Source organism: Pseudobutyrivibrio ruminis AD2017 (assembly GCF_000424305.1).
Classification (GTDB): Bacteria; Bacillota; Clostridia; order Lachnospirales; family Lachnospiraceae; genus Pseudobutyrivibrio; species Pseudobutyrivibrio ruminis_B.
Genome location: NZ_AUJQ01000006.1, coordinates 217,769 through 230,265, shown reverse-complemented (window position 1 = coordinate 230,265; position 12,497 = coordinate 217,769). Strand labels below are relative to the sequence as shown.

11 protein-coding genes and 6 tRNA genes are annotated in these 12,497 nt (G+C 41.7%); all 17 read right to left on the bottom strand.

Features of this window, described 5'->3' with window-relative positions; genetic code table 11:
• Positions 1-347: 347 nt before the first annotated feature.
• The 17 genes from G611_RS0105720 to G611_RS0105640 all read right to left on the bottom strand — a co-directional run bounded on the left by G611_RS0105720 (position 348) and on the right by G611_RS0105640 (position 12,491).
• Positions 348-420, bottom strand: a tRNA-Lys gene (locus tag G611_RS0105720).
• A gap of 53 nt (positions 421-473) precedes the next feature.
• Positions 474-545: transfer RNA gene (locus tag G611_RS0105715), tRNA-Gln, on the bottom strand.
• Between the two features lie 46 nt (positions 546-591).
• A tRNA-His gene (locus G611_RS0105710) sits at positions 592-665 on the bottom strand.
• A 12-nt stretch (positions 666-677) separates the two neighbouring features.
• A tRNA-Arg gene (locus G611_RS0105705) sits at positions 678-751 on the bottom strand.
• A 24-nt stretch (positions 752-775) separates the two neighbouring features.
• Positions 776-846 (bottom strand) — tRNA-Gly (locus G611_RS0105700).
• 19 nt (positions 847-865) lie between these two features.
• Positions 866-940, bottom strand: a tRNA-Pro gene (locus tag G611_RS0105695).
• A gap of 250 nt (positions 941-1,190) precedes the next feature.
• Complete coding sequence (locus G611_RS0105690) at positions 1,191-1,622, bottom strand: flavodoxin (RefSeq protein ID WP_028242807.1); 432 nt, start codon at positions 1,620-1,622, stop codon at positions 1,191-1,193.
• A 30-nt stretch (positions 1,623-1,652) separates the two neighbouring features.
• On the bottom strand, positions 1,653-2,267 hold the full coding sequence (locus G611_RS0105685) for a DUF3793 family protein (RefSeq protein ID WP_028242806.1): 615 nt from the start codon (positions 2,265-2,267) through the stop codon (positions 1,653-1,655).
• Between the two features lie 138 nt (positions 2,268-2,405).
• Entirely contained in the window at positions 2,406-2,762 is a 357-nt protein-coding gene (locus G611_RS0105680; protein WP_028242805.1) for an ArsR/SmtB family transcription factor, read from the bottom strand.
• A 146-nt stretch (positions 2,763-2,908) separates the two neighbouring features.
• On the bottom strand, positions 2,909-4,780 hold the full coding sequence (locus G611_RS0105675) for a heavy metal translocating P-type ATPase (RefSeq protein ID WP_028242804.1): 1,872 nt from the start codon (positions 4,778-4,780) through the stop codon (positions 2,909-2,911).
• Between the two features lie 154 nt (positions 4,781-4,934).
• Positions 4,935-5,153: a cation transporter gene (locus G611_RS0105670; RefSeq protein WP_028242803.1), complete on the bottom strand. Its 219-nt coding sequence runs from the start codon at positions 5,151-5,153 to the stop codon at positions 4,935-4,937.
• 136 nt (positions 5,154-5,289) lie between these two features.
• Positions 5,290-5,991: a GDSL-type esterase/lipase family protein gene (locus tag G611_RS0105665; protein WP_028242802.1), complete on the bottom strand. Its 702-nt coding sequence runs from the start codon at positions 5,989-5,991 to the stop codon at positions 5,290-5,292.
• A 95-nt stretch (positions 5,992-6,086) separates the two neighbouring features.
• On the bottom strand, positions 6,087-7,268 hold the full coding sequence (locus G611_RS0105660; RefSeq protein WP_028242801.1) for an ABC transporter permease subunit: 1,182 nt from the start codon (positions 7,266-7,268) through the stop codon (positions 6,087-6,089).
• 17 nt (positions 7,269-7,285) lie between these two features.
• A complete protein-coding gene (gene mmsB, locus G611_RS0105655; protein WP_028242800.1) occupies positions 7,286-8,455 on the bottom strand; it encodes a multiple monosaccharide ABC transporter permease in 1,170 nt (389 codons plus the stop codon).
• A 14-nt stretch (positions 8,456-8,469) separates the two neighbouring features.
• Positions 8,470-9,996 (bottom strand): multiple monosaccharide ABC transporter ATP-binding protein, encoded by a 1,527-nt coding sequence (mmsA, locus tag G611_RS0105650; RefSeq protein ID WP_155942252.1) that lies wholly within the window; start codon positions 9,994-9,996, stop codon positions 8,470-8,472.
• A 114-nt stretch (positions 9,997-10,110) separates the two neighbouring features.
• On the bottom strand, positions 10,111-11,232 hold the full coding sequence (gene chvE, locus G611_RS0105645; RefSeq protein ID WP_028242798.1) for a multiple monosaccharide ABC transporter substrate-binding protein: 1,122 nt from the start codon (positions 11,230-11,232) through the stop codon (positions 10,111-10,113).
• A 230-nt stretch (positions 11,233-11,462) separates the two neighbouring features.
• Positions 11,463-12,491, bottom strand: a complete 1,029-nt coding sequence (locus G611_RS0105640) for a sugar ABC transporter substrate-binding protein (RefSeq protein WP_028242797.1) — start codon at positions 12,489-12,491, stop codon at positions 11,463-11,465.
• Between the last annotated feature and the right edge of the window lie 6 nt (positions 12,492-12,497).

The following is a 12,497-nucleotide window of genomic DNA, read 5'->3' as shown; positions in this document are numbered from 1 at the left end:
AAATCATAAATAAAAGACCAATCAATGGCTTTATCTATGATTCTTAGAAGATGATCCTGGGGAACCAAGTCATCAGTACATACAAATTCAATCTGCTTTCTAGCCTTCTCATTTTGTTCTGTAATCATTATTCTAACCCCTTGTTTTGATACATTTATTATACCAAAAAAGAGGTGAGAAAGCTTGGAAAATCAAGGATTTCTCAGCTTTTAGCTAGCCTAAAAATGAAAGAACTGGAGTCCGCTGACTCCAGTTCCTCCTTATTAAAAAGAAAAGGTCGCGACGAAAGCCGCGACACTTTGTCTACACTCTGAGCCTTCAGACATAAGTCTGAAGGCTTTCATTGCTGAGGCTGAGGAGGCTCGAACTCCCGACAACCTGATTAAAAGTCAGGTGCTCTACCAACTGAGCTACAACCCCATATTAAGTTGGTAAGTTGAGTATTGCCATAATAAAAAGGCATAGACTCGAAACTGGGCTAGCTGGATTCGAACCAGCGAATGCCAGAATCAAAATCTGGTGCCTTACCGCTTGGCGATAGCCCAACAAAGGACTTAAGTGCCCTTATTCAATTTGTTGCTATCGCAACAGGGTGGGTAGAGGGGTTCGAACCCTCGACCTTCGGAACCACAATCCGACGCGCTAACCAGCTGTGCCACACCCACCATATTATTAAATGTGCCAGAAGGGATTCGAACCCCCGACCCACGGCTTAGAAGGCCGTTGCTCTATCCAGCTGAGCTACTGACACATATTACAAATTTTGAAAATAAAGAGCGGGTGATGGGAATCGAACCCACGTATTCAGCTTGGAAGGCTGATGTTCTACCATTGAACCACACCCGCAAATTAATTATTTTCTAAGTCGGGGTGACAGGATTCGAACCTGCGACCCCCTGGTCCCAAACCAGGTGCTCTAGCCAAACTGAGCCACACCCCGTTATTCTTTAATTTGCGCTGTCCGCTTGTCTCGCGAACAAAAAGAAGTATATATTAGAAACCGCCTAATGTCAACATCTTTTTCGAAATTTAATTGTTAGAATTTAATAAAAAGTTTCTGATATTCAGACAGATTCTTAATCTAAAAAATTCCCCCAGGCACTGGCATACCTGGAGGCTGTAAAAGGAGTCTAATAACTTCCCCAAGAAACCCGGTTAGAAACTTAGGGAAAGGAAATAAGCAAATTTAATTAAATAGCTGCGAGAGCCTTTCCTAATGCCTTGCACTCTGCCTCTGCTGCACCATCTGGAGCATCCTGGCAGATAACGCCCTCACCGTTTACTACTGTTGCGCCTGCTGCTGTCATACGATCAACCCAGTCGCGCATCCACTGTCCGTCTCCCCAGCCATAAGAGCCGAATAGACCGATAGTCTTTCCTGCAACAAAGCCCTCTAAATCTGTAACGAAAGGCTCCATTTCACCTTCCTCAAGAACCTCTGCACCCATTGCAGGGCATCCTAAAGCAAATGCCTTAGCAGATTTGAGCTCATCTATTGAAGCATTGCCAACGAATACTACGTTAGCCTCACCGCCAGCCTCTGTTACACCAGCGCCGACAGCGTTTGCCATACTCTCTGTATTACCTGATTGTGACCAAAAAACTACATTGACTTTACTCATGATTTTTTTCTCCTTACAAAAGTTTAATTGTTAGACTGCTACATTAGCCTCGTCTGCCTGATAATTAGAAACAATACTTTTGATAGAATCGCCTCTGGAAATCATGCGGACCATATCATCTTTTACAATATCAAACCTTTCAAATAACTCCTGAGCATGCTTTACATCGGAATATACCTTCCAATATCCAGACAGCTCGAAATCATCTCCCCCATGTTCAATGAAGCCTTTTACATCGTGTAGTGGATATCCTAGGAACACTCCCATCTCGTGAGGGAAATCCTTTCTATTGTGTACGAAAGAATCGTAGCGCTCCTGGAAAAACCTGAGGCAATATCCAAAGGCGTCTGTTCTGTAGCCGTAACCTGCTAGAAATTTTCTAACCTCTTTAGATGAAAGATAGTTCACAAGCATGTTCCTGTTGAAGACCAGGAAAATAACTCGTTTTCTGTCATACACCAGGCGGTACCCCAACAGCCCAGAGTGTCTTAAAACGAATCTAACCTTGTCCTCCAAGTCTCGTGGAACAATAAGAAGATTTGATGTCTTTAGTCCCGCAATAGTAGGTGCACACTGCAAAACCAGCTGTAGTTCTACTTTTCTCCTGTCCATGGAACAAATCATTTCAAATACTTCTTCACACATAATGTTAGCTTCCTCTTTCTGTAGTTAGCTATTGCTAACAGTGGTTATAATATACTACCATGAGTTTGAAGTCAACACTTTTTTCACAATTTTTTCGTTAATGAGAAAATGTTTCGATAGTCAATATTCAGTTGAAATTTATTCTAAAATGTGGCTTAAGCCCTGGGCTATAATGGTCACCACATGTTCATCTGCCAAGCTATAATATACCTGCTTCCCTTCGCGACGGCTTTTAACAAGCTTATTGGTACGCAAAATCTGAAGCTGATGTGATATAGCTGACTGAGTCATATCCAAGGCCTCTGACAGGTCACAGACGCACAATTCTGTCTCAAATAAAGCGAAAAGAATTCTCACTCTTGTGCTATCACCAAAGACCTTAAAAAGCTCTGCAAGGTCGTAAAGGGCGTCCTCGTCTGGAAGCTCCTGCAAAACCTTATCAACCAATTGTGTATGTACACATTGCTCATCGCAACACTGGGCATGTTTTTCCATGTCTACCTCCTGAGTATATCTCGCTTGTTACGCAAACAATAATAAATATTCTTCCGTCGACTAATGTCTCCTTCAGAAAATTTATTATTGTTTACTACAAGCTATCTTTACTCTTCTTAATCATTGCTTGTTTATTACAAGCTATTTTACACGTTATGTACACGCAATGCGCGAATTGCGTTAATTACTGCGATAACCATTACACCAACATCTGCAAAAATAGCAAGCCACATGTTTGCAAGTCCTACTGCTCCAAGAATGAGGCATGCCACCTTGATGCCGATGGCAAAATAAATGTTTTCGTATACGATTCGCATACATTTTTTAGCTATGCCGATAGCCTTTGCTATCTTCATTGGGTCGTCGTCCATAAGGACTACATCAGCGGCCTCTATGGCTGCGTCTGAGCCCAAGGCGCCCATGGCGATACCGATATCCGCTCTTGATAAAACTGGAGCGTCATTTATGCCGTCGCCAACAAATATAAGCTGTTCCTTTTCGTTCTTGGCTGCTAACAGCTCTTCAACCTTTGTAACCTTGTCCTGAGGAAGAAGCTCAGAATAAACCTTATCCAGTCCCAAATCATCTGCCACAATATCTGCCACTGCCCTACTATCGCCTGTAAGCATAACTGTTGTTTTGATGCCAGCACGCTTCATGGCTTTGATAGCCTCCTTAGATGTAGGCTTTAGCTGGTCGGAAATAAGAATGTATCCTGAATATTTTCCATCTATTGCAACATGGATAACAGTTCCTGCTTCCTTTACTGAAGCAGCTGTAACATTGATGCTATCCATTAATTTTTCGTTTCCAACATGAACTGTTGTGCCTGAAACAACGGCCTTAATACCATGGCCAGATAATTCTTCCACATCCGAAACAGCATTTGTGTTGATAGGCTTGCCATAGGCTTCCTTAAGACTCTTTGAGATAGGATGATTAGAATAAACCTCAGCCATGGCTGTTTTCTCTAAAAGCTCATCAGAAGATACATCTGAAGGTACAATCTTTGTAACCTTGAAAACGCCTTCTGTTAATGTGCCTGTTTTGTCCATTACAGCGATTTTGGCCTTTGACAGCATGTCTAAATAGTTAGAGCCCTTAACAAGGACACCTTCCTTGCTGGCGCCGCCGATTCCTGCGAAAAATGTAAGGGGAATACTGATTACCAGCGCACATGGGCAGCTGATTACCAAGAAGGTAAGAGCCCTGTAAATCCACTGAGACCAAATTGGGTCCATGCCAATGATGAGTCTAACTACTGGTGGTAACACTGCAAGCGCCACGGCAGAATAGCACACAACTGGTGTGTACACTCTGGCGAATTTTGAAATAAAGTTCTCTGGTTTAGATTTCTTGGATGATGCATTCTCCACCAAATCAAGAATCTTAGACGCTGTAGATTCACCAAATTCCTTTGTGGTTTTGATAGTAAGAACACCTGTCATGTTAATGCAGCCAGATATAACCTCATCTGATGGCTTGGCGCTGCGAGGAACGCTTTCACCAGTAAGGGCTGCTGTATCAAGTGTAGATGTTCCATCTATGATAATTCCATCGATTGGAATCTTCTCACCTGGCTGAACGATTATTTCGCTACCGATTTCCACTTCATCAGGATCAACCTGTGTAAGAGAACCGTCAATCATCACGTTTGCAAAATCAGGTCTGATGTCCATCAAAGCAGAGATGTTGCGACGGCTTTTCCCAACAGCGTAGGACTGGAACAATTCTCCAATCTGATAGAACAACATAACCGCCACGCCTTCGGTGTATTCACCTAATGCCATAGCACCCACAGTTGCCACCGCCATCAAAAAGTTTTCGTCGAAGACCTGTCTGTTTTTAATGCCCTTAAAGGCTTTTTTCAAGATGTCATAGCCTATAGTAAAATATGGAATTAAAAACAGAACAAATCTTAATATGCTCTTTTCCTCTAATGGAAGTAAAAGCAGCACAATCATCATAACTGCTGCTGCAATTATCCTCATAAATACCTTCTTTTGTTTCTTATTCATAATTAGTCTCCTAGTTGGTTTCTCGCTTGTTACGTTGACAAGAAAAATATTTCTACGCTCAACATAGAAAGTTTCCCTTAAGAAACATTTTCCTTGTCAACTACAAGCTATTTGCGCTGTGTATAGATAGCCTGTAGTAGGCGAGCCTATAAACTTATAAAAATATCTCGCAGTCGTCCTCAACCTTCTTGCAATTAGCAAGAACCTCTGCCATAACAGCCTTAACATCAGCTCCTTCTTCGAACTCAACATTCATCTTAAGAGCCATGAAGTTAACAGTAGCATCTGCTACACCTGCTGTATTCTTAGCGGCCTGCTCCATTTTGTTAGCGCAGTTTGCGCAATCAACATCAATCTTGTAAGTTTTCTTCATAGTGATTTCCTCCGTCCCCAATGGGTATTTAATGTTTTCATTTTTACATATGAGCAATTGTTCATATGTTTGATTAAAATATAAACCCGCCGACATAATATGTCAACAGGTTTATTGATAAAATATCTCTATTAATTTATTTAATTACATTATAGATAGTATCTGCAATGATTTTGTACCCTTCAGCATCGAAATGAATACCATCTCTGTAGCGCTCCTGCTTATCAACTGTCACAGAATACAAATCGATAACATCAACGCCCTCTTCCTTTGCAACCTTCTTTACAATATCGCTGATTTCTCCAGCCACCACCTTAGGCTGAACCTGATATTCGGCAATATCAGACCCATCTAATGCATAGCAATAAGGCGAAAGCATAAGATAAACTGTAGGATTAGTATCAAGTCCCTTATATGTCTGCACCAGGCTTCTGATACCTTCCTCGTAAGAAGCCGCATCCCAGTTATAGGTTTTGGAATCGTTAGTACCAAGCATCAAAAGCACGATATCAGGCTTTGAATCAAGTGACTTTTTATAAGGCGCCGATTCAACATAAGGCACATCCCCATCCGCTGATGCCGTAGCATTTCTCACGCCATAATTGGTAACCAAATGTGATGTACCAAGCTTCTTTTGTAGTTGTGCAGGATATGAATCCATCTCTCTGGTTTTGATAACCCCGCTACCATATGTCAAACTATCACCAACACAGGTAACCCTAATTCTTTCATCATCGCCACCAAAAAATCCAGAATTAAAAAGTACAAAAAATACTAATACAACCGCCGCCAGTAATATAACCATTTTTCTTTGTATAAATCCTTTTATTATTTCCATAGCCTATATCTTATCACTAATCGCTCCAAACTAAAAGCCCGCGGAGGGTGACCCGCGGGCTTTTTAAGAGAATAAAATGAAGAAAACTTAATGAATTATCTAACTGCATTCTTCTTATTATTTAGGATTTCAAAAACTACAGCGCCAAGAAGTACGACTCCCTTTACAACCTTCTGCCAGTTGGCATCGATGCCCATGAGGGACATACCAAGGTTGATTACACCGATAAGTGTTGCACCTACGATCATGCCGAATACTGTACCAGAACCACCGTATGCACTAACACCACCAACTACGCAGGCTGAAATAGCATCCATCTCGTAGTTTGTACCAGCTGTAGAGTTTGCAGCTGAGAAACGTGACATTGTAAGGAATGCTGAAATAACTGTAAGCACTGCCATGTTAAGGTATGCAATGAACATGATTCGCTTTGTGTCGATACCTGAAAGTCTTGTTGCTTCTGCGTTGCCACCTATTGTGTAGAAGTAACGACCTACATCAGTCTTAGATGTGATAAAGCTGTAGATAAGTACGATTACTGCTACCCAGATGAGTGCGTATGGAATACCACCTGCAAGTGAGAACTTGTAAGCGAATAACATGATTACAAAATCAATAAGGACACATTTAACAATTACCTTTACAAGGCTGTCTGCCTCGTAGCCCTTCTTAAGCTTTGCGCTGCGGCTTCTAAAAAGAAGTAATACTACGATTACAGAGGCGATGAGTCCTGCAACGATACTTGTCATGTTGTACTGAACACCGCCTATTCTTGGGCCACCAAAAAGGTCGTTCATCTTGCCTGTAAACATTGCGCAGAACTCCTTTGGAAGTGGGCTGATGTTTGATGCACCGTGCATTAAAGCGATACCCCATCCTCTAAGTGCAAGGAAGCCTGCAAGTGTTGCAATCCATGGTGGAATGTTGATGTAAGCAATTACAAATCCAAGAACGCATCCATAAATTACACCGATGAGGAGCATTACTAATATTCCTACTGGTGTAGATGCCTTCATATCTACCATAACCTTTGCACCTATAACACCTACGAAGCAAACAAATGAACCGCAGGACAAATCGATGTTACCACCAGTAAGCATACACATCAGCATACCTGTTGCAAGAACATAAACGTATGCGTTTTGTGTAATAAGCGCATTGAACTGGCTTGGAAGAAGCATTGTACCATTTGTCATCACATTAAAGAAGAGGACAACAAGGACCAGTACAATGAGCATTGTGTTTTCTTTAAATACTTTTAATACTTTGTCTTTCACTATTCTGTTCCCCCTTCCTACTTCTTTTCTCTCTTTGAAACTACGTCAAAGATTACCGCTACAAGAAGTACAAGTCCCTTTACTACCTTTTGGTAATTGGCGTCAACACCCATGATTGACATACCCTGGTTGATAACACCCATCAGAAGGGCACCGATGATTGCGCCGAATACTGAACCTGTTCCGCCGTATGCACTTGCGCCACCGATAAAGCAAGCACCAATTGCATCCATTTCGTAGAACTGTCCGTATGTAGGCTGAGCACTTGCAGCTCTGGCAACTGTAAGAATACCAGCAATAGCTGTCAAGAATCCCATATTCGTATATGCGAAGAAGTAAACCTTCTTTGTATTGATACCAGAAAGCTGTGTAGCCTTCTCATTTCCACCAACTGCGTATAGGTAACGACCCATAGTAGTTTTTGTTGTGAAGTAATGATATGCAAGTACTACAACAATAATCCATATAAGGGATGTTGGAATTCCCTTGTAGCCTGCAAGCTTGTATGTAAGGAATAAAACAACAGCTGAAATAATTACAAGCTTTACAATAAATCCTGCGAAGCCTGTTGTAGCATAGCCCTTTCTTGAGGCTGCAATTCTGTTTCTAATAGAAACAATTACATAGATTGCAACTGCAATGATTCCTGCCAACATACATGTGGTGTTGAGCTTTGCACCGTGGAAGAAATCTGGAATGTAGCAATCTGCACCACCACCAAATACGTTAAGGTAGGTTGTGTTTGTGATTGAAACTGCATATCCGTTAAGTACTACATTTGAAAGACCTCTAAATGCGTACATACCAGCTAGGGTTGCAATGAATGGTGGAACGTTTACATAAGCTACCCAGAAGGCCTGCCATGCACCAACTGCAATACCAACAAGAAGCATTACTAAAACGGCGAACCATACATTCATGCCCTTACTCATCATTACTGCGCCGATACCACCTACGAAGCAAACAACTGAACCAACGGAAAGATCGATGTTACCACCTGTCAAAATACACATCAGCATACCTGTTGCAAGCACGAATACGTAAGCATTCTGTGAAAGCAGGTTATTGATGTTTTGTGGTAGTAAGATTGTTCCGTTTGTACCAACATAAAAAATTGCGATGATAACCACCAGGGCGATAACCATGGTGTACTTTTTGATGACTTCTGAAAAATTAACTGAAACCATGTTTTCTCTCCCTTCTATGATTTTAAGATGCAAGACATAATGCTTTCCTGAGAAGCCTCCGCACCAGCCATCTCACCAACCATCTTGCCCTCGTTCATAACATAAATTCTATCTGACATGCCAAGAACCTCTGGAAGCTCTGATGAAATCATAATTACTGATTTTCCTTCTGCAACCAGGTCATTGATGATGCAGTAGATTTCATATTTTGCACCAACATCGATACCACGAGTTGGCTCATCTAAGATTAATACGTCAGGATTTGCAAACATCCATTTTGCAAGAAGAACCTTTTGCTGGTTACCACCAGAAAGATTTCCAACATTCTGCTCAACTGTAGGACATTTTGTCTTCAGCTTATCTCTGTATTCTTCTGCAACCTGATATTCCTTATCCTGGTCGATTACATGCTTGCTGCAAAGCTCAGAAAGATTTGCAAGAGTTGTATTAATCTTGATTGGGTTTGTAAGTACAAGACCGTTACCCTTTCTATCCTCAGTAACATAAGCAATCTTATGCTTGATTGCATCCTTGATATTCTTAAGCTTAACTTCCTTGCCATCTAAAAAAAGCTGGCCAGAAATGTTTGTGCCGTATGCCTTACCAAAGATACTCATTGCAAGCTCTGTACGTCCTGCACCCATCAGACCTGCGATACCAACAACCTCGCCCTTACGAACGTTCATTGATACCCCATCAACCACCTTTCTTTCCGCAAACTGTGGATGATAAACAGTCCAATCCTTGACCTCCATTGCGATATCACCGATTTTGACGTTCTCTCTCTTAGGGAATCGGTCTGTCATTGCACGACCAACCATGCCCTTAATGATTCTGTCCTCAGTGATTTCATCAACAGCCTTATCAAGTGTTTCGATTGTAGAACCATCACGGATAACTGTGATTTTATCTGCTACATAAGAAACTTCGTTAAGCTTATGCGAAATGATAATAGATGTCATTCCATCCTGCTTAAATTTAAGAAGTAAATCTAGAAGCGCCTTTGAATCTGTCTCGTTAAGAGATGATGTAGGCTCATCAAGAATAAGAAGCTTTGCATGTTTTGCAAGAGCCTTTGCTATTTCAACCAGCTGCTGCTTACCAACACCGATATCTTTAATAAGAGTACGGCTGCTTTCTGTAAGACCAACCATCTTTAAATATTTGTCTGCCTCTGCGTATGTCTTATCCCAGTCGATTGATGCTTTGCTTCCCTGCTCGTTTCCAAGGAACATATTCTCACCAATTGACATGTAAGGAATAAGTGCAAGCTCCTGATGGATAATAACGATTCCTTTTTCCTCTGAATCTTTGATTTTCTGGAACTGACAGACCTCACCATTATATACAATGTCTCCAGTGTAAGAACCATATGGATAAATTCCGCTTAATACGTTCATAAGAGTAGATTTTCCAGCACCATTCTCCCCAACTAATGCATGAATTTCGCCTTGCTCTACCTTTAAATTTACGTTATCAAGGGCCTTTACTCCTGGGAACTCTTTGGTGATATTTTTCATCTCAAGTAATATATTTCCCACTTAAGTCTCCCTCCTTATAAAAAAATAAGAATTACCCTAAAGAGTAAACTCTCTTCAAACTATTCTCTTAAAAATAGGGCGAGCATTGCTCGCCCCATGTAAAACTCATTTGATTTACTTAAGCTGATCTTCTGTATAGTATCCAGAGTCGATAAGTAATTCTTTGTAGTTATTAGCATCAGCGAATACAGGATCGCAAAGGTATGAAGGAATTACTGCATTACCATTGTTGTATGTCTCTGTATCGTTAACATCTACTTCCTCACCATTAAGGATCTGGCCTACCATCTTAACAACCTGTGAAGCAAGTGTACGTGTATCCTTGAATACTGACATTGACTGCTTTCCAGCGATCATGTTCTTTGTATTTTCAATATCGCAATCCTGACCAGTTACGATTGGATATTCACCGTTGTAGTTTGCTGCAAGAGCGTTCTCAACACCAAGTGCTGTAGAATCGTTTGAGCAGAGGCAGATGTCAAGGTCTGTGCCATCAGCATAGTAAGAAGAAAGGATATTCTCCATACGTGACTGAGCTGTCTCTGTAGCCCACTGTGCTGTAGCAACATCAGAGAACTCTACCTGACCAGACTTAACTGTGATTGTTCCGTTATCGATGTATGGCTGAAGAACATCCATAGCACCCTGATAGAAGAAACCTGCATTGTTGTCGCCTGGGTCACCAGCTGTGATTTCCATTGTGAACTTATCAGATGTGTTCTTAAGATCTAATTCCTTCTCAATGTATTCACCCTGAACTGTACCAACCTTGTAGTTATCAAATGTTGCGTAGTATGAAACAGCGTCTGTGTTCATAATCAAACGGTCATAAGCGATAACTGGGATACCAGCTTCTGCTGCCATATCCATTGCCTCACCAAGTGATGAAGCCTCGATAGCTGCAACTACAAGAACGTTACATCCTGAGTTAATCATGTTCTCAATCTGAGAAATCTGTGTCTGTACATCGTTTGAAGCATACTGAAGATCTACTGAATATCCAGCTGCCTCAAGCTCCTTCTGCATGTTAGCGCCATCCTGATTCCATCTCTGGAGATCCTTTGTAGGCATTGCAACGCCAACCTTTGTGCCACCTGCTGTGGTTGTTGATTCTGTAGCAGTATCCCCACCTGCTGCAGCACCTGTGTCTGTTGTCTCTGTGCTAGTACCGCATCCAACAAACATTGAAGCAGCAAGAGCACCTGTCAAAAGTACACTCAATAACTTTTTCTTCATTTTCGAAAAACCTCCCTTTCGTTTTCGTTGTTTTGTTACTATAGATAATTTAACATCAAAGGGTCTTAAAATGGTTGTTACTTTCTTCACATTTTTGCTCAAAATCCTGTTAACGTGAAAAAAGGACTAGCATTTTTTTGTGCTAGTCCTTTTTTACAATCACAATTTTTTACTAATACCCTCATCCGCCCCTTCGGGGCACCTTCCCCCAGAGGGGGAAGGCTAAGGGGTCATTCCACATTCATATACACATCCTCATGTGAATGAAATCCCCCGGCAATAATCACATCATCGATATTATCCTTTGTTACTGCTACTGGATCTATGGTGACGTATGGCACCTCATGGGAGCCGTCACTTATGGTGTCTTCCACTGATAGTGAATCTCCGGTGGCAAGCTTATATGAAAGCTCTGCTGCCTGCTTGGCAAGCTCACCTACAGGCTTGTACACAGTCATAAGCTGGGTGCCCTCTACTATGTGTTGGCAGGCTGGTAAATCTGCATCCTGTCCTACTACTGGAACTACCCCGGCAAGCTGGCTTACGGCAAGTGCTCTGATAACAGATGTAGCCACATCATCATTTCCACACATGATGGCATCAGCCTGTCTTATAGTGTCCATGTTGTCGTACACATAAGCACCGCCAAGCTCGGCCTTCCAGCCATCGCAATAATAGCTGTCGATAATCTCCACATTGTGCTCTTTTATCACTGAATCAAAGCCATCGCTTACAAGAGACACATTATTGTCTGTGTGTGGGCCGCAAATTTTTACTACCTTTGTTGCTCCTGCATCTACCAAAGCTTCCCCAAGCATCTGACCTACCATATTGTTGTCAAAGGATATGTATAGGTCGGTGTCTGCATTTGGAATCAATCTATCGTAGGATACTACAGGAATATCTTTTTCATGGGCAAGTGCCACGGCATCCCCCAGCACGCTTCCGTCAACTGGGATTATAACCAGGCAATCTACACCTTTATCCACAAGATACTCTATCTGCTCAATCTGCTTATCCACATCTCCATTGGCATTTTGAACATTCACTGTAGCCCCTAGCCCTGATGCTGTGTCCACAAACACATCTCTATCCTTTTCCCAGCGTTCGATTACAAAGGAATCGAAGCATAAGCCAATTTCTATACCATCCTTATCCTTCGTTTGGGGCTTGTCTGCCTTTGCGGAAATATTCCCGCAGCCACTAAGTAGCAGCGTTGATGCAACTACAAGTGATATTATTTTTGTAAAACCTTTCATACATTA